The sequence below is a fragment of the Bradyrhizobium genosp. P genome (genome assembly GCF_049949265.1).
Classification (GTDB): Bacteria; Pseudomonadota; Alphaproteobacteria; order Rhizobiales; family Xanthobacteraceae; genus Bradyrhizobium.
This window is the reverse complement of sequence record NZ_CP188195.1, coordinates 6081173-6099410: the sequence shown is the minus strand read 5'-3', so window position 1 is coordinate 6099410 and position 18238 is coordinate 6081173. Positions and strand designations below refer to the sequence as shown.

16 protein-coding genes are annotated in these 18238 nt (G+C 64.1%); 7 read left to right on the top strand and 9 right to left on the bottom strand.

What is annotated here, in order from left to right:
* Window positions 1-5: 5 nt before the first annotated feature.
* From ACP2YO_RS29565 to ACP2YO_RS29545, 5 genes are read right to left on the bottom strand one after another with little or no spacing between them, the layout of a single operon-like run.
* Complete coding sequence (locus ACP2YO_RS29565) at window positions 6-518, bottom strand: aromatic-ring-hydroxylating dioxygenase subunit beta (protein ID WP_426434666.1); 513 nt, start codon at window positions 516-518, stop codon at window positions 6-8.
* A gap of 1 nt (window position 519) precedes the next feature.
* Window positions 520-1833: an aromatic ring-hydroxylating dioxygenase subunit alpha gene (locus tag ACP2YO_RS29560; protein WP_426434665.1), complete on the bottom strand. Its 1314-nt coding sequence runs from the start codon at window positions 1831-1833 to the stop codon at window positions 520-522.
* Window positions 1834-1844: 11 nt separating this feature from the next.
* Window positions 1845-2807 (bottom strand): PDR/VanB family oxidoreductase, encoded by a 963-nt coding sequence (locus ACP2YO_RS29555; protein ID WP_426434664.1) that lies wholly within the window; start codon window positions 2805-2807, stop codon window positions 1845-1847.
* 2 nt (window positions 2808-2809) lie between these two features.
* Window positions 2810-4354, bottom strand: a complete 1545-nt coding sequence (locus ACP2YO_RS29550; protein WP_426434663.1) for an indolepyruvate oxidoreductase subunit beta family protein — start codon at window positions 4352-4354, stop codon at window positions 2810-2812.
* The gene (locus ACP2YO_RS29545; protein WP_426434662.1) at window positions 4351-6513 is read right to left on the bottom strand and encodes a thiamine pyrophosphate-dependent enzyme; all 2163 of its coding nucleotides are present in this window, start codon (window positions 6511-6513) and stop codon (window positions 4351-4353) included. The genes ACP2YO_RS29550 and ACP2YO_RS29545 overlap by 4 nt, the downstream gene beginning before the upstream one ends.
* A gap of 277 nt (window positions 6514-6790) precedes the next feature.
* On the opposite strand from ACP2YO_RS29545, the gene ACP2YO_RS29540 reads away from it, so the two are divergent.
* From ACP2YO_RS29540 to ACP2YO_RS29515, 6 genes are read left to right on the top strand one after another with little or no spacing between them, the layout of a single operon-like run.
* Entirely contained in the window at window positions 6791-7966 is a 1176-nt protein-coding gene (locus tag ACP2YO_RS29540; RefSeq protein WP_426434661.1) for an acyl-CoA dehydrogenase family protein, read from the top strand.
* 47 nt (window positions 7967-8013) lie between these two features.
* Window positions 8014-9141 carry a cupin domain-containing protein gene (locus tag ACP2YO_RS29535; protein ID WP_426434660.1) on the top strand — a complete coding sequence of 376 codons (1128 nt, stop codon included), beginning with the start codon at window positions 8014-8016 and terminating at the stop codon, window positions 9139-9141.
* 10 nt (window positions 9142-9151) lie between these two features.
* Window positions 9152-9475 (top strand): fumarylacetoacetate hydrolase family protein, encoded by a 324-nt coding sequence (locus ACP2YO_RS29530; RefSeq protein ID WP_426434659.1) that lies wholly within the window; start codon window positions 9152-9154, stop codon window positions 9473-9475.
* 9 nt (window positions 9476-9484) lie between these two features.
* Window positions 9485-10132, top strand: coding sequence for a flavin reductase family protein (locus tag ACP2YO_RS29525; protein ID WP_426434658.1), 648 nt, complete (start codon window positions 9485-9487; stop codon window positions 10130-10132).
* A gap of 21 nt (window positions 10133-10153) precedes the next feature.
* Window positions 10154-11245: an NAD/NADP octopine/nopaline dehydrogenase family protein gene (locus ACP2YO_RS29520; RefSeq protein WP_426434657.1), complete on the top strand. Its 1092-nt coding sequence runs from the start codon at window positions 10154-10156 to the stop codon at window positions 11243-11245.
* Window positions 11246-11277: 32 nt separating this feature from the next.
* Window positions 11278-12219: a 3-hydroxybutyryl-CoA dehydrogenase gene (locus ACP2YO_RS29515; RefSeq protein ID WP_426443344.1), complete on the top strand. Its 942-nt coding sequence runs from the start codon at window positions 11278-11280 to the stop codon at window positions 12217-12219.
* Between the two features lie 104 nt (window positions 12220-12323).
* Here ACP2YO_RS29515 and ACP2YO_RS29510 read toward each other — a convergent pair whose 3' ends face one another.
* Genes ACP2YO_RS29510 through ACP2YO_RS29495 form a run of 4 tightly spaced genes read right to left on the bottom strand, consistent with a single transcriptional unit; the run spans window position 12324 to window position 17038 of the window.
* A complete protein-coding gene (locus ACP2YO_RS29510; RefSeq protein WP_426434656.1) occupies window positions 12324-13037 on the bottom strand; it encodes an ABC transporter ATP-binding protein in 714 nt (237 codons plus the stop codon).
* Entirely contained in the window at window positions 13034-14803 is a 1770-nt protein-coding gene (locus ACP2YO_RS29505; protein WP_426434655.1) for an ABC transporter permease subunit, read from the bottom strand. Before ACP2YO_RS29505 ends, ACP2YO_RS29510 begins: the two co-directional genes overlap by 4 nt.
* Window positions 14800-15843, bottom strand: coding sequence for a branched-chain amino acid ABC transporter permease (locus ACP2YO_RS29500; protein WP_426434654.1), 1044 nt, complete (start codon window positions 15841-15843; stop codon window positions 14800-14802). Before ACP2YO_RS29500 ends, ACP2YO_RS29505 begins: the two co-directional genes overlap by 4 nt.
* Window positions 15844-15889: 46 nt before the next feature.
* A complete protein-coding gene (locus ACP2YO_RS29495) occupies window positions 15890-17038 on the bottom strand; it encodes an ABC transporter substrate-binding protein (RefSeq protein ID WP_426434653.1) in 1149 nt (382 codons plus the stop codon).
* A 109-nt stretch (window positions 17039-17147) separates the two neighbouring features.
* Between ACP2YO_RS29495 and ACP2YO_RS29490 the strand changes: the two genes are divergently transcribed.
* The gene (locus tag ACP2YO_RS29490) at window positions 17148-17972 is read left to right on the top strand and encodes an alpha/beta fold hydrolase (RefSeq protein ID WP_426434652.1); all 825 of its coding nucleotides are present in this window, start codon (window positions 17148-17150) and stop codon (window positions 17970-17972) included.
* Window positions 17973-18238: the final 266 nt, after the last annotated feature.

Here is an 18238-nt window from a genome sequence, read left to right as displayed (position 1 = left end):
TTACCTCACATAAAGAGCTGGATGTTGCCGAAGGCCGCATCGCAATTGATCAGGTCGACGCGCTTCAGCTTGATCTTCAGTCCGCCGTTCTCGACACCCAGATGATGGGTGACCCAGGCTGCGTAGAGCGTCTGCTCGTCCAGGCGGGTCTCGACATAGTGTATCGGGGTCCAGGTGACGTAGCTGTTGGCCGCGGGGTCACGGGAATCCACCTGAGGTGTCTGCAGCACGTGATGGCAGCGGCTCTTCGGCTTCTGGCTGAAAGTCCGCGCCCCCTTGAGTCGCTCGACCCGGATCGAAAGCAACAGCTTGTCCTCGTACATCAGCGAGCAGGTCAGCCGCGGATCGGTTTGATTCCATTCCAGCGGCATCCAGTAGAAGGCGTCATCGGCGTACATGTCGAGCCATTCGTCGAAACGCTGCTGATCGATCAGCCGTGCTTCACGGACGACGAAGTCGATCAATTCCTGATCGGTCGGGACCAAATTCCGCAGAGGAGCATCAGTGACCATGCTCATGTCACATCCCCATCATCATGAACTTGGTCCACGCCCGGAACTGGTGGCGCATCGGCCACTCGCTGGTCCCGTTGATGGCCACATTGGTCTGCCCGGCCTCGTCGGGACTGTAGAGACGCTGCAGATTGACCCACTCGTTACCGTTCGAATGCAGGCCTTCCTGCGCGCGTTCATACATTTCAAGATCGTCGTGGCCGACGATGGAGGTCGGGGCGTTGATCAGACGGTTGTACATCAGCGTGCGCTCGAGCAGCATGTCGGGCGCGTCGACGAGCTGGAACGTCCAGGACTCGACCAGCGTCTTGTTGGCCGAGATCGGCTTGAACTGCCGCAGCAGCTGGATCGGCCCCTTGATCATGATGTTGGGGAAATAGACCGTGTTGTGCCTGGCCTCGCCGAGGATCGCCTTGGCGCGATCCTCGCCATAGGCGTTGGTCATTTTCTCGAAATAGCCTGGCACCGCCGAATAGTCGGAATGGATCGAGTGATGCACGCCGGTGTGGCCGTGGCCGTTGTCCCAGATCCGGATGCCCATGTTTTCGAAGAACTCGTACGGGCTCATGAAGGGGGCGATGATCTCCACCGCCATCGGCTTCCTGGTGCCGGGAGGTGCCTTCTTCCAGACGTCGACCACGGTTCCGGCGGAGGATTCGTGTGCCACCATCGGATGGCAGGTATCGGTCTGGTTCTCGACCAGCATCTTCCAGTTGCAATTGTGCATGTAACGCAGCACGCCGCCTGCGACCTTGAGCTGGCCGACCGGTGACCGGTCGATCATGTTGTCGAGGCTCGACAGGCTTTCGCCGAAGAACTCCTCGAAATCGAGGCCGCTGTCGTTGATCTTGGCGAACACGAAACCGCGATAGTTCCTGATATGGCGCACCGGAGCCATGCCGGGGGCGGCACGGCTCTGTTCGAAGCCGGTGTTCTCGTAGCCTTTCTTGAGGGGAATCGCGAGCAGCGAGCCGTCCGTCTTGAAACTCCAGGCATGGTAGGGACAGCGGAAGAATTTTCCGGTGTTGCCGCAGGTCTCGGAGGTGATGCGCGTGCCCTTGTGGGGACAGCGGTTGTGCAGCACGCGCACCGTGCCGTCGGTGTGGCGGACCAGCAGGATCGGCTGTGTGCCGATCGTGGTGCCGAAATAGTCGCCGGGATTGGGAACCTGGCTGTCGTGACCGACATAGACCCAGCTGTTCGGGAACATGTGCTCCATCTCGAGCTGGAACACCTCTTCGCTGACATAGACGTCGCGATGAACCTCCTGTTCGCGCACCAGGGCGCGGATCGCCGCGGAGTTGCCGGCATATCTGATCATGCGTTCCTCCATCACAGGTCGAGCACGAGCCGCTTGGTCTTCGCGCGCGAAATACAGATCTGCATCACCTTGTTCGACGCCCGTTCGCTTTCACTCAGGATATAGTCGCGATGGTCGGGGATGCCCTCGATGATTGCGGTCTGGCAGATCCCGCAATCGCCGCGTTTGCAGTCATGGATCGGGTCTTCTCCGGCCTCGAGCAGTATGTCGAGGATGGTCTTGCCGGCGGGGATCTCGTAGACGCGGCCGCTGCTCTTGAGCTCGACCTCAAAACTGCTATCGCCGGATTTTTCCTCGGGCGCGGTGAAGATTTCGAAATGCAGCCGGCCCTGTGGCCAATTCATCCGCTTCGCCAGCGCAATGGCCGCCTCGATCATCGGCAGAGGTCCGCAGAGGTAAAGCGGAACGTCGGGAGCCAGCCGCGTCATCAGGCCCTCGAGGTCGAACAGGCGGCCGGCTTCGTCATCGGCGTGGATCGCGGCATTTCCGCGGAAAAGTCGCTCGATCTCGCCGACAAAGGCAAGCTCGGCGCGGCTGCGGCCGGCGTAATGAAACGAGAACGGTCGTTTCGCGGCGCTCAGCTCACATGCCATCGTGAGCAGCGGCGTCACGCCGATGCCACCAGCGACCAGGGCGACTTTGCCGGCGCCGGCCCCGAGCGGAAAATTATTCGCAGGCGGCGAGATCGTCAGGTGATCGCCGGTCTTGAGACCGTGCATGTAAACAGAGCCGCCCTGGCTTTTGCTTTCCTGGAGCACGGCGATGCGATAGCTGGTCGGATGTTCGGCCGCGCGGGGCGAGGCGGTCTCGATCAACGAATAGGAGCGCCGGCCGACGTCGGGCAGATAGACATCGATATGGGCGCCGGCCGCCCAGCCCGGCATCGGCGCGCCGTTGCCGCGCGCGAGCACGAATTCACGGATGCGTGGGGTCAGCGCCTCGATCTTCGACACCACGACTTCGAATTGATCCATCCTCAAGCGTCCTCGAATAGGGTCTCGACGGTGCGCAGCGCGCCGTCGAGCTCGACGCCGTCGGCATCTTTCAGCGCGACCTTGATCAACCGTTGCACCCATTCGGCGGCGTCAGGCCGGCCGGCCAGCCGTTCGGACGCAAGCATGACTTTGTCGAATTTCGATTCACCGCGGGAGTGGGTGTCCGAGTAGCCGGCGACGAGACGGCGCGCCTCGCACACGGCAGTCGCGAGCGCGACGTCGCGAGCGGCGAATGTCCTGACGCGTTGCGCCCAATCGTCGAGATGGCGCATCTCGCGCTTATGCCGCAATGTGCCACGGCGGAAGCGGCGCAGGCCCGCGACACAGTACAACATCAGGAAGGCCGACGGCGCGGTGGTGCGGAGTTTGCGTCCGCGGTCGACCAGCCGAGCGAGCCATTCGCTGCGCTCGAGTTTCTCGCCAAGCGGCGGCGGCAAGAGCCCGGCCATTTCCTCGATCCGCGGATGGAAGAATTCCGTGATAGTGAGCACCTGGTCGTCGCCGGCCCGCGCCTCGCGACGAACCCGGCCGAACCGTCCCGCACGCGTCTTGAGATCGGCCACGCGGATCACGTCGTCATAGGCCATGGCGACCGCAAGATACTTGGCGAATGTCTGCAGCAGGCCGGTCGCTCCACGCGGCATCGTCTCCAGCCGGTCGAGATACTCGCTTCCATAAGCGATGTCCTGGAAATCGACCACGCGCTGCAGGCCGGCCGCGACGATGCCGTGCAGCTCGGCCGGCAATTGCTGTGCCCGTACGACGAGAGCGTCGTAGCCGGCGTGGCCGATCGGCTCGAGCTTTGGAAAGCGCTTGGCGAGCGGCGGCTTCGCCGTCGGCTTGATCCTTGGGTCCTGCTTGAGCGTGGCAGTGGCGCGCTCGCGGCCCGCGGCGAAGGCGCGCAGGCTGGCGTCGACACCGACGCCGGCGGCCCGGATGGTGGCTTCAAAATCCTCTGTCGTGAAGGGCAGCGCGCCCGACCCCGCGAGCGCACCGAACAGCACCGAAGAGACCACGCTGCCGGTCGCATCGGCGATTTCGGCCATGTCGAAAGCGATGAAGCGATTGGCCGCCACGTTCGCCGCTTCATAGACCTGCGAGGCGTCGGCCGTGCCATCGCCGGGGGCGGTCTTCTCGACGACAGCCAAGGAGCGGTGGGAGGAACCGATCAGGAGCGTCCGGTCGGGCGAGACCAGCCCGCGCAGGATGGCGCGGCCGGCTTCCATCAATTCAGCGCCGATGACGATGTCGACCTTGCCCGGCGCCGGCATCAGCGACAGCACGGGAATGCGGCCGGGCGTGCTCGTGTCGGGCGCGATCATCTCGATGTAATAGATCGTGGCGCCGGTGCGCTGGGCGACACCGGGCACCGACGTCGATTGCGCGCACCAGCCGCGGTGCTCGGCGAGCGCCACGATCCAGTCGACCAGCACGCCGCCGCCCTGGCCGCCCATCGCGAGCACCGCGACGCTGATGGGATGTGCCTGGCTGAGGCCAACCGGGGAGGGCGCGACCGAGACGTTCATGCCGCCCCCTGTTCGAACGTGACCCGTCGTCCCGCGCGCCAGCGCTGCAACGCGCTGATCATCCGTTGCCAGATCCGATCGAGCCGCGCTTCGAACGCGGTCGGATTGGAGACGACGTCGGCGCGATAGAACGAGGGGCACAGCACGGCTGCGTCGGCGACCTCGCCGCAATGACCGCAGCCGACACAAGTATTGTCGACGGCGGCGACTGGATTGTCCTTCAGCGGGTCGTCGGTCGGCTTCACCGACAGCGACGGGCAGCCGGACAGGCGGATGCAGGCGTGATCGCCGGAACAGACATCTTCATCGACCCCGAAGCGCTCGCGTACGATACGCTCGCCGCGCTTGGCGGCAGCCGCCGCCAGCGGCTTCACGCGCCGCTGCTTGTTGAGCATGCATTCGGACGAGGCGACGATGATCTTCGGCCCCTTTTCCTCCGTGGTCAGCGCCTCGCGTAGCGTGTCGCGCATCCGCGTCACGTCGTAGGTGCGGTCGATCTGGCGTACCCATTTGGCGCCGACGCCCTTCACCGCCTCGACGATTGGATGCTTGGTCGAACGCGAGCGGTTGTCGGCGCGCGAGGAGGGAATGTCCTGGCCGCCGGTCGCTGCGGAATAGTAGTTGTCGACCACGACGATCACACCGTCGTGCTGGTTGAAGACGGCGTTGCCGATGCCGCTCGTCAGCCCGTTGTGCCAGAAGCCGCCGTCGCCCATCATCGAGATCGAGCGCTTCGCCGCGGGAACATTGAAGGCAGAAGCCGACGCCGGGCCGAGCCCGTAGCCCATCGTGGTGGCGCCGATATTGAACGGCGGCAGGATCGAGAACAGATGGCAGCCGATATCGGCGGCGATATGGTGCGGGCCGAGCTCCTTTTCCACGAGCTTCATCGCGGAAAAGATTGGCCGTTCCGGACAGCCGGTGCAGAAGCCCGGCGGCCGCGGCGGCACCACGTCGGCCAGCGCGCGGATCTTGTCGTCGACTTCGACACGGTCGATGTTCGGCGCGCGTGCGGCATCCGGCAACACGTCGGAGCGCCACCGGCGGATGAAGGCGCCGATCGCAGCCGCCATCACCTGCGACGTATACTCGCCGGCCATCGGCAACAGGTCCTTGCCATGGAGCCTGGCCGGAATGTCCGCATTGCGCAGGATCTTGTGCAGCGACTGCTCGATGAATTCGGGTTGGCCTTCCTCGACCATCAGCACGGCCTTCTTGCCGCGGCAGAAGTCGATCACTTCGCTGTCGACAATCGGGTAGGTCACGTTCATCACATAGAGCGGCACCCGGGTTTGGCCCCAGACGTCGGCAAGCCCAGCCTCGCGCAGCGCGGTGATGACGCCGTTATACATGCCGCCCTGCATGATGATGCCGATATCGTCGATATCGCCATCGAACGTCTCGTTCATGCCGCGCGCGCGGATGAATTCGACGGCTGCGGGCCAGCGCTTCTCGATCTTCTCTTTCTCGTGCATGAACGAGGCCGGAGGCAGCACGATCCGGTTGGTGTCGCGCGACGGCTGCTCGAGCGCGCGGGACAGCGGGAAGGTCGGGCGGACATTGTCACGCGTGGCGAAGCGCCCATGCACATGGCAGGCGCGAATCCGCACCTCCAGCATAACAGGCGTGTTCGACGCCTCGGACAGTTCGAAGGAATCCCGCACCCCCTTGACGATCGAGGCCACGTCGGGCCGCGGATCGACCAGCCAGAGCTGCGACTTCATCGCAAAGGCGTGCGAACGCTCCTGCATGATGGAGGAGCCTTCGCCGTAGTCCTCGCCGATGATGATGAGTGCGCCGCCGGTCACACCGCCCGACGTGAGGTTGGCGAGCGCGTCGGAGGCGACGTTGATTCCGACCGGAGCCTTGAAGGTGACCGCGCCGCGAACCGGGTACATCACCGATGCCGCCAGCGTTGCCGCCGCGGTCGCCTCGCTCGCGCTGGTTTCGAAATGCACGCCGAGATCGGACAGGATATCCTGCGCGTCAGACAGCACGTCCATCAGATGAGAGATCGGCGCGCCCTGGTAGCCGGCGACATAGCTGACGCCGCATTCGAGCAGGGCCTTGGTAATGGCGAGGATACCTTCGCCGCGGAATTCCTCGCCGGCGCCGAGCTTGAGGTCTTCCACTTCGCGCGCGAAAGAGCGTTCTGCCATGCTCGTCTCCTCGGTCCTGCCCGGAACTCGGGGCGACCGAATATAATTTTAGACGTCAAACAAAAATGAAGTCAATCGGACTCGTGGAGTCCAACGAGGTAAAACACCATGCGTTTCATTTCTGCCCAGTTTGCAGCCTGTTTCGTGGGCTTCCTGCATAGCGGCCGGGCTCCAGGCTTACAGCGGCTCGCTTGACAAGATATTTTAGGTATGAAACGTTATTGAGGCGCCTCGCGCCGGTCGGCGCACGCAAAAGCGGCTTTTGCGGGAGACAGACATGACCCCGGTTTCGCAGTTGCGCGGGCCATCGCGCGAACACCTCGCATGGCCGTTTTTCGATTCCCGCCACAGCGACTATGCCGCCGCGCTCGATGCGTTTGCGGCCGATCTCGGCGATACGCATGGCCATGACGTCGACGGCACCTGCCGTTCGCTGGTTCACAGGCTTGGTGCTGCGGGATTACTGGAGGCGTCGGTCGCCGGCGATCGGCCGGACGCAATAATCGACTCCCGATTGATCTGTCTGGCTCGCGAGACGCTGGCCTGGCACAGCGGACTTGCCGATTTCGCCTTCGCAATGCAGGGACTTGGCACCGGCGCGGTGGCTATCGCGGGATCGCCCGAGTTGCGCGCGTTGGTCCTGCCCAAGGCGCGGCGTGGCGAATGGGTCGCGGCCTTCGCGCTGTCCGAGAAGGACGCCGGTTCCGATGTCGCCGCGATGGGCTGCACCGCCCGGCGTGAGGGCGACCATTACATCCTGGACGGCGAGAAGACCTGGATTTCCAACGGCGGCATCGCCGATGTCTATACGTTGTTTGCGCGAACCGGCGAGGCTCCGGGCGCGCGGGGCATTTCGGCCTTTGTCGTGCTCCCGGATGATCCCGGATTTTCGATTGCCGAGCGCATCGATGTGATGGCGCCGCACCCGCTGGCGACGCTGCGCTTCGAGGGCTGCCGGATGCCGGCGGCGCGGCTGTTGGGTTCGCCGGGTGAAGGTTTCAAGATCGCGATGCGCACCCTCGACATCTTCCGCGCGTCGGTTGCGGCCGCCGCGCTCGGGTTCGCCCGCCGTGCGCTCGATGAAGCGACGGCGCACGCGAAGGCACGCCGGATGTTCGGTGGCGTGCTGGGCGACCAGCAGTTGACCCAGGCGGCGCTCGGCGACATGGCCGCAGGCGTCGATGCCAGTGCGCTCCTGACCTATCGCGCAGCGTGGCGGCGCGACGTGCAGAAGGCGCCCGCGACACGCGAAGCGGCGATGGCGAAGATGGTCGCAACCGAAACCGCGCAGGCGGTGATCGACCGGGCCGTGCAGATGTTCGGCGGTCGCGGCGTGCGCTCGGGCGAAATGGTGGAGCAGCTTTACCGCGAGATCCGCGCGCTCCGTATCTATGAAGGCGCGACCGAGGTCCAGAAACTCATCATCGGACGCGATGTGCTGAAGGAAGCCTGATCGAGAAGAAGCGGCACCGGACACGGCGAAAGTCACAGGAGGGCGGCATGGCAACGACAGCGGGTGAAAATCACCGGGAAGACGTGGCAGGACGGGCCAATGTCGAGGATACGCCTGAACTGCTCGCCTACTATGACCAGCTCGAAAAGCTGGAGGCCGGCGCGCTCTGGACGGTTGCGAACAAGATCGAGCCCTGGCAGCCGAAATCGTCCTCGATTCCGATGCTGTGGCGCTATGAGGATCTGCGGGCCCATGTGCTGCGTTCGGTCGAACTGGTGTCGCCCGAGAAGGCCGGCCGCCGCGTGATCTACCTGAACAACCCTGGCCGCCGCGAGCACGCCGCCGCAGTCGGCTGGCTGTATTCCGGCCTGCAGGTGATGCACCCGGGCGAGGTTGCATCCGCCCACGCCCATTCGGCCTCCGCGCTTCGCTTCATCATGGAAGGCGAGGGCGCTTACACCATCGTCGACGGTCACAAGATGACACTCGGCGCCAACGACTTCGTGCTGACGCCGAACGGCACCTGGCACGAACACGGCGTCTCCAGCGACGGCACGCCCTGCATCTGGCAGGACGGCCTCGACATTCCCCTGGTCAACATGCTCGAAGCCAACTTCTATGTGGTTCACCCCGATTTGCAGCAGAGCGTCGGCTATCCCGTGGACGACATGACGCACCGCTGGGGCAATCCCGGCCTGCGTCCGCCCGGCGCCGAATGGTCCAAGGGCTATTCGCCACTGCTGAAATACGAGTGGGCCCCGACCTACGAGGCGCTGCAGCGCTATGGCAAGGCCACCGACGGCTCGCCCTATGACGGCGTGCTCATGAATTATGTGAATCCGGTGACCGGCGGTCCGGTCATGCAGACGATCGGCGCATCGATGCAGATGCTGCGGCCGGGCGAGGGCACCAAAGCGCATCGACACACTGGCAGCTTCATCTATCAGGTCGCCAAGGGATGCGGTCATTCGATCATCGACGGCAAGCACTTCGACTGGAAGGAGCGCGACATTTTCTGTGTGCCGTCCTGGGCCTGGCACGAGCATGTGAACGCCTCCGCCAGCGAGGACGCTTGTCTCTTCACCTTCAACGACATGCCGGTCATGCACGCACTCGGGCTCTATCGCGAGGAAGCGTTTGGCGACAATGGCGGCCGCCAGCCCCTCGTATCCTAGGAACGATATCGTGCGGGACACCTATGCGCCATTCGGACCGTACATCGTCACATCAGATGAAATCACCGACCCGCACGCGCTCGATCTCTGGCTGACGGTGAACGGGGTCGAGAAGCAACGCTCCAACACGCGCCACATGCTGTTCAAGGTGCCGCATCTGATCGCCGACATTTCGGCTGCGATGACGCTCGAGCCCGGCGATATCATCGCAACCGGCACGCCCGAGGGCGTCGGCGCCGGACGGACGCCGCAGGAATGGCTGTGGCCAGGCGACGTCGTCGAAGCCGAGGTCACGGGCATCGGTCGGCTGCGCCATCCGGTAGTGGCGATCTGAGAGGGTGGCATGATCTTCGACATGGAGACGCTGGAGGCGCAGAACCGCTACAAGATCCTGACCGCCACGGTGACGCCGCGGCCGATCGCGTGGATCACCACGCTCTCCGCAAGCGGCGTGTTCAATGCCGCGCCCTTCAGCTTCTTCAACGTGATGGGCCATGAGCCGCCGACGGTTGCGATCGGGTTTCTGGCGGGGGCGGGGCGATTCAAGGACACCGCGGCCAACATTCTCGATACCGGGGAATTCGTCGTCAATCTTGTCGCGGAAAGCAACGCCGAGGCCATGAACATCACCTGTATCGACGCGCCGCCCGAGATCGACGAACTGAAACTGGCCGGACTGACGCCGGCGGCCTCACAGGCGGTACGCTCGCCGCGGATCGCCGAATTGCCGGTGTCGTTCGAATGCCGGGTCCTCGCCTCGCTGGTGACCGGACCGCGGCAGACCGCCGTCATCGGCCGCGTGGTCCGTGCTCATGTTGATGACGCGGTGATCCTGGACAGGGAGCGCTGTCATATCGACACGCAGGCGCTGCGTCTGGTTGCCCGCATGCACGGCAGCGGCTGGTATGCGCGGTCCACCGACCTGTTCCAGATCGACCGGCCGACTTGGGCCGCCTGGCAGGACAGGGACGTCGGGGCGAAACCTGCATAACGGTTTGAAGCGGAGGATATCTTGAAGATCGCGGTATTGGGTGGAGGCAACGGCTCGTTCGCAGCCGCCGGTGACCTGGCGTTGGCCGGTCACGAAGTCCGTTTGTGGCGGCGAAATTCGACGGAAGTCGCAGCGCATCGGGCGCAGGGCGGCACGATTTCGGTCATCGACCGGTCGGGCCGGCATGAAGCCCGGCTCGCGACGATTACATCTTCGATTGCGGAAGCCGTCGAGGCCGCCGATCTCATCCTGTGTCCGGCACCGGCATTCGCACAAGCGGCCATCGCCGATCTCGCTGCGCCGCATTTGCGTGACGGCCAAGTCGTGTTCCTGCCACCAGGCACGTTCGGCTCCTACATCTTCGCCCGCGCCGCACGGGACGCCGGCAACCGCGCCGAGATCGCAACCGCGGAGACCGGAACCCTGCCGTGGCTTGCGCGCAAGCAGGGGATTTACGCGGTCCGCATTTCGGGGCGCGGCGCACGGTTGCCGACCGGCGTGTTTCCGTCACGCTTGAGCCGGCATGCGCTCGGCGTGATCGAGCGCGCGTTTCCGAACGCCATCGAGCCCTGCGGCGACGCGCTGTCGGGCGCCCTGATGAATGCGGGCCCAATCATCCATCCGCCGCTGATCACCATGAACGCCGGCCCGATCGAGCATTTTGAGAAGTGGGACATCCACAAGGAGGGTACGCAGCCGGCGATCCGCCGCGTCACCGATGCGCTCGATGCCGAACGTATCGCGATCCGCGAAGCCCTCGGTTATGCGGGACCGCATTTCCCGTTGGCCGACCATTATTCGCGCGACGGCGAACCCTGGATGTATGCGCGCGATGCGCATGACCAGCTCACCGATTCCGGTGATTGGTCCGAACGCCTCAATCTCGTCGAGCACCGCTACATGCTGGAGGATTTGCGTCTCGGCTTGTCGTTCCTCACATCGGTGGCCGTCGTTGCGGGCGTGCCGACGCCGCTCGCGAAGGCGTTCCTGGCGATCGGCTCCGCCATCACGGGTCAGGATTTCGCGAAGACCGGCCGCACATTGTCGTCACTCGGCCTCGGCGATCTCGACCGGGCCGCCTTGCAGAACCATCTCGCCGAGGGCTTTCAATGAAACCGGTGATCGGATGCCTCGGTGCCGGACGAATGGGCCGCGGCATCGCCGTCGTCTTTGCGTTCGCCGGCCACCAGGTCGTCGTCGTGGACTTCAAGGAACGCGAGACGTCGGCATTCGATGCGCTGGCGGCCGAGGCCATCGCGGAGATCCGATCGACGCTGGAGATCCTCTCGCGGATCGATCTGCTGCCGCCGGAGCTTGTGACCACAATTGCCGACCGCGTCACGATTGTGCCGAGGCAGGAAGCCGCGTCGAAGCTGCCAACTTGTGATGTCATCTTTGAGGGAATGCCGGAGATCCTGGACCTGAAGCAGACGGCGCTGGCCGAAGCCTCGCGGCTCGCAGGCGCAGGTCCGATCATCGCCTCGACCACGTCGACGATCCTGGTCGACGATCTCTCAGGCGCGGTCGAGCATCCCGGCCGCTTTCTCAACGCCCACTGGCTCAACCCGGCCTATCTGGTGCCGCTTATCGAGCTGTCGCCCGGCAGGCTCACCGCGCCCGAGACCACAGCACGAATGAAGGCGCTGCTCGAAGACATTGGCAAGGTGCCGGTCGTCTGTGCGGCACGGCCCGGCTTCATCGTTCCGCGAATCCAGACGCTGGCGATGAACGAGGCGGCCCGCATGGTGGAGGAGGGCGTTGCGTCGGCGGAGGATATCGACAAGGCCGTGATCTATGGCTTCGGCTTCCGCTTCGCGGTGCTGGGCCTGCTCGAGTTCATCGACTGGGGCGGTGGCGATATCCTGCACCACGCCAGCCGCTATCTGGTCGAGGCGTTGGGGGACGGTCGCTATGCTGCTCCTCCCATCATCGCGTCGAACATGCGCGAGGGCCGCATCGGCATGAAAACCGGGCAGGGCTTCATGAACTATGAAGGTGTCGATCAGGCCGCCTATCGCGAACAGCGGCTCGCTGCCTTTGCGTCGGCGCTGCGCGCGATGGGGCTGGCGCGCGATCCTGTCGCGTAACGCTGGCTGTCCCGGCCCCAGATATGGTGTGTTCGGATGATGGGAGACCCCACTGCTTCTTTGCATGGGGTTGTTTTCGCAATTTTTGGTTCCGCTCTCGGTCTCTAATGCCCGCCGAGATAGGCTGCGATCAACTTCGGGTCATGGATCAGGGTTTCTGCCGGGCCCGACTGGATGATCTCGCCGGTCTCCAGCACATAGCCGTAATCCGCGGTCTCCAGCGCGGCACGCGCGTTCTGCTCGACCAGCAGGACCGATACGCCGAGGCTCCGCAGCGACGCGATGGTGCGGAAGATCTCGCGGACGATGAGCGGCGCCAGGCCGAGGCTGGGTTCATCGAGCACGAGCAGCTTCGGCTTCGCCATCAGCGCGCGGCCGAGCGCCAGCATCTGCCGCTCGCCGCCGGATAACGTGCCGGCGGCCTGTTTGCTGCGTTCCTTGAGCCGCGGGAAGCGGTCGAACACGTCGTCGAGGCTCTTCCGTGTCGTCGAGCGATCGCGCAAGCTGTAGGTGCCGAGCAGCAAGTTGTCGGCAACGGACATGTCGGCGAACAGTTCGCGCTTCTCGGGCACCAGGCAGAGGCCACGTTCGACCCGGCCCTCAACGTCGATTTTCGCCAGATCTGTCCCCTGGAACAGCATCCGTCCCGTCGACCGCAACAGGCCGATCGCTGCCATGAGCAGCGTGGTTTTGCCGGCGCCGTTCGGGCCGATCACGGTCACAATTTGTCCCTGCTCGACGGACAGCGAGACGTTCCGCACGGCCTCCACCTTGCCGTAGCTGACAGACACATTCTCGATCGAGAGCATCTGCGTCACGCGACCCCTCCGAGATAGGCTTCCTGAACCCGGGCGTCGCTCCGGATCGCGGCGGGCCCGCCCTCGCAGAGCTTGGAGCCGAAATCGAGCACCACGATGCGATCGACCAACGACATCACGAACTCCATGTCGTGCTCGACCAGAAGGATCGTCAGATGGTCTGATCGCAACGAACGCAGCAATTCGGCGAGCTTCTGCTTCTCCTGACGGCGCAACCCGGCCGCGGGCTCGTCGAGCACGAGTAGCGTCGGATCGGCGGCAAGCGCGCGGGCGATTTCAAGCACGCGCTGATTGCCGAGTGGCAGGTTGCCGGCGAGATCGAAAGGCTTGTCGCCAAGCCCAACCCGCTCGAGCTGTTGTAGCGCCTCGTAGCGCGCGCTGGCTTCTTCCGCCCGGTTCAGGCGCAAGGCGCCGGCGAGCAGGCCGGTCCTGGTGCGCGAATAGGTACCGAGTAGCACATTGTCGAGCAGCGTCATGCGCGGTCGCAGCTTGACGTGCTGGAAGGTGCGGGAGATCCCGGACCGGGCGATGCGGAATTGCGGGTCACGGGTGATCGACCGGCCTGCGAATTTGATCTCGCCGGCATTGGCGCGAAGCGCACCGGTGAGCAGGTTGAACATCGTGGACTTACCGGCGCCATTCGGACCGATCAGGCCGAGGATCTCGCCGGCGCGCACCTCGAAGCTGACATTGTTGACGGCGACGAGGCCGCCAAACCGCCGTTGCGCGCCGCTAACCTTGAGGAGAAGGCTGCCGGGTGCCGGTTGTTCGCGGTGCGGCAGCGGGGCAGCCTGCTGCGGACGGGACATTTTCAGATCCGGCAGGAAGCCGGAGAAGAACGGGACGATGCCTTGCCGCGCTCGTTGTAGAAACAGAATGAACAGCGCCGAGAAAGCCACGATCTCGAGCTGACCTGAGGCGCCTTTCGCAATCAGCGGAAGGTAGTCCTGCACGGAGTTCTTCAACAGTGTAACGACCGCAGCACCAACCACGCCGCCCAAGACGCTGCCGGCACCGCCGACCATGGCCATCATCAGATATTCGATGCCCATGCTGGCATCGAACGGTCCGGGACTGACGAAGCGGCCAAGATGGGCGTAAAGCCATCCAGACAGTGCGCCGAAGAAAGCGGCGATGACGAATGTCACGAGCCTGATCCGGAACGCGCTGATGCCGAGGCTTTCGACGAGCGTATTACCGCCGCGGAGTGCGCGCATCGCGCGGCCGATGCGGGAATCCAGCAGATTGTAGCAAAGGAGAAGGACCGCAGCGACGATGGCCCAGATCAGGAAGTAGATCTGCCAGCTGTCGACCAGGGCGACCGGGCCGATCGAGATCGGGGGAAGGCCCGAAAGGCCGTTATGCTCGCCAAGCCCCTCGATGTTGCCGAACAGGAATGCGATCGCCAGTCCCCAGGCGACCGTGCTCAGCGACAGGAAATGCCCCTGCAAGCGCAGTGTCACCAGGCCCAGGATCGCCGCGACGCTGCAGGTCAGGACGACCGCCAGCACCAATCCGAGCCAGGGCGAATAGCCGTTCACAACGGTCACCCATGCCGTGGAATAGGCTGCGATGCCAACGAAAGCCGCCTGGCCGAACGACACGATGCCGCCGACCCCGGTCAACAGCGCGAGCCCGACGGCCGCCAGCGCGTAGATCCCGATGTAGTTCAGCAGGGTGATGTTGAACGGATTGAGAACAAAGGGCGCGGCGACGAGGCAGGCAATCGCCGCGGCAATGATGAGGCGGATCTGCAGCCGGGTCATTCCTCGACTTCCTCTTCGGAATGCTGCGAGGCGAGCGAACGCCAGAGCAGGACGGGGATCAGCAGCGAGAACACGATGACGTCCTTCATGGTGCTGCTCTCGAATGAGGCGAAGCTTTCGAGAATGCCGACGCCGAACGCACCGAGCGCTGCTCCCGGATAACTGATCATGCCGCCGATGATGGCGCCGACGAAGGCTTTCAGGCCGAGCAGGAAACCGGAGTCGTAGAAGATGGTGTTGACCGGGGCGATCAGGATGCCGGATACGCCGGCCATCAGCGACCCCAGCAGATAGGCGATGGTCCCGGCGCGCGCCGGCCTGATGCCCATCAGTCGTGCGCCGGTCCGGTTGAGAGCCGTCGCACGCAGCGCCTTGCCGAGAAGGGTGAAATCGAAGAACAGGAACAGCAGGCCGCTGAACACCAGCGCAGCCGTCAGGATCAGTACCGTCTGACCGGGAACGTGAACGTCGGCGATGTCAAGCGCAAGCGATGTCAGCGGTTCGGTCCTGACACCTTCGGGGCCGAAGAACAGCAACCCCAGTCCGACCAGCGCGAAGTGGAGTGCGACCGAGACCGTCAAGAGCAGCAGAACCGAAGCATCCGCGATCGGACGAAATACGATCCGGTCGAGCAGCGGCGCGACCGGCAGGATAAGCAGCAGCGCCAGCACAATCCTGATCGGCGCCGCTGGATTGAAGCGCATCGCCAGCCAGACGATGCCGACCGCAACCAAAGGAAGCACGAGATAGCCCAGCACGGCTTTCGGCACCGAGCGAAGCTCACCGGCGCGCACCAGCGAGGCCACCTCCATCACGCAAGCCATGCAGGCCAGCACGACGACCAGCCCAACCGTTCCCGGGAGCTGTTTGGCGTCGAGCGCCGCCAGCGTCAGCGCGGTGAAGGCCGCGATATCGCCGAATGGAATAAAGATCACCCGTGTGACGGTGAAGATCAGCACGGTTCCGATCGCCACCAGGGCATAAACTGCCCCGGTCGATATTCCATCGATCGCCAGGATCGCTGCGATGTCTGCCGTCATGCTGTGGTCCGTCCTTTGGGCCGTCCTTCCGTGCTAGCCTTGTCGCTCAGGGCGCGTAGGTCCAGACACCGTTGACCAGCCGGACGATCACCAGCGAGCGCTCGTCCACGCCGTGGTAGGTGCCGGCCTTGAAGTTGTAGATCGCGTGCACGCCGGCGAATTCCCTGGTGTTGAGGATCTCGTCGCGCAGGGCCTTATGGAATTCCGCGGTGCCGGGCTTCGCCGTCTTCAGCGCGCGTTCTGCAGCTGACGTGAAGATCATCCAGCCGTCGAAGGAATAGGCCGAGAAGACGTCCGTCGTCGGGGCATTGATGGCCTTCTGGTAGGCCGCGCGGAATGCCAGCGAGAGCTTCTTGGCAAAATGGTTGTCCGGAAGCTGCTCGGCGACGACGACCGGACCGGCGGAGACCTGAATGCCTTCGGCAGACTTGCCGCCGACACGCACAAAATCCGGATTGATCAGCGCGACCGTGCCATAGGTCGAGCCCTTGAAGCCGCGGTCGCTGAGCGCCAGCAGCGGCAGCGCGCCCTGGGTGCCCGATCCGCCGATCAGCACGGCATCCGGACGCGCGGCGAGGACCTTGAGGATCTGGCCCGTGACCGAGGTGTCGACCCGCGCATAGCGTTCGTTGGTCAGCACCTTGATGCCTTCATCGGCTTCCGCTGCCTTGGCGCCGTTATAGACGAGATCGCCCCAGGCGTCGGAGAAGCCGATATAGCCGATGTTCTTGACGCCATCGCGCTTCATGCGGTCAGCGACGACCTTGACCAGCAGCGAGGCGGGCTGCGGCACGCAAATGCCCCACTGATCGGCCGGATTTGGCAGTCCGGTGATCGGGGAAACGGCGATCATCGGAACCTTCAGTTCAGTCGCGACCGCCATCATGGCAATCGTCGACGGGGCGGTTGCGGTGCCGATCAGGAGGTCGACCTTCTCTTCCTCAATGAGCTTGCGTGCAGCGCGGCTCGCGGCCGAGGGATCGGACCCGTCATCGAGTTGGATCAGCTTGATCTTCTCGCCGTTGACCTCGCCTTTGTATTCCAGCGCGGCCTGGATACCGCGCCCGTAGGGGATACCAATCGAGGCACCGGGTCCACTGAGCGACGTCACGAATCCGACCGTGATGTCGGCCTGTGCAGTCGAGGCGGTGACGAGGCCGCTGAACAGTGCAACCAAACTCAAGATCTTGCGCATTGCGTTCCCCTTGGTTGAAAACAGCCGCTATTTTGAAAGGGCACGATCGACATCAATCGCCGCCGAAACCCGCTGCGCCCGACCGCCGCGTCCGAACAGGAGTTGTGAAATGACTGCCCGCAAACACGGTTCGACCGTCGAGCGCCGCTTCGTCACGACGCAGCATGGCCGCATTCACGCGGCCATGGCAGGAGCAGGCTTTCCCGTCTTGCTGCTGCATCAGACGCCACGCTCGTGGGACGAGTATCGCGATGTGTTGCCTTTGCTCGGCCGCGATTTTCGCGCGATCGCGATCGACACGCCGGGCTTCGGGGATTCCGACCGGCCGATCGGCGAACCTTCGATCGAAGTGTGGGCGCAGACCGCGCTGGCGTTGCTCGACGCGCTGGACGTGCCGCGCGCCGCGATTGTCGGTCATCACACCGGCGCTGTCATCGCGGTAGAAATGGCCGCCTCGGCACCGGCGCGGGTGAGCGCGCTGGTGCTCTCGGCCTGTCCTTTCGTTGATGCGGCGCGCCGTGCCAAGCATCATGGCATGCGGGTCATCGACGATGTCGAGACGCGCAGCGACGGTGCCCATCTCACCGAGCTCTGGGCGCGCCGTCAGCCGTTTTATCCGGTCGGCGATACCGATTTGCTGCAACGATTCATCATTGATGCGCTGAGGTCCGGCGAGATGGCCGCGGAAGGCCACCGGGTGGTGAATCGCTATCGGATGGAAGACCGTCTGGGACACATCCTGTGCCCGACGCTGGTCATTGCTCCGACGGGCGATCCACACGTTCATCCGATGGCTCCGAAGGTCGCTGGAGCGATCGACGGCAGTATTTTGCGCGAGCTTTCAGGAGGCATGGTGCCCCTTCCCGATCAGATGCCGGAGGCTTTTGCCGGCCTCGTGAGCGACTTTTTGGCCGCCCAAATCGCAAAGCCCTGAAACGCAGTGAGGGGCTGCGGCGAATGCGACCTCGCCGACGGCGCCCGTTGTTCCGAGGTCGATGATCTCAGCCACGATGAAGGAACCCTTGATCGACGCACGATCAACCCGACGCGCCTGCGGAGCGCCGGTTGCCGCCAATTGTTTAAAGCCTAAAGTATCTTTCGGCCGAACGTCAATACGCCAGCTTGGTGCCTGGCGGAAAAGTTTTGCCGCAACATCAGCGGTCGCGAACGCTGAATTCGCTTGTGCAAAAGGGAAAGGCG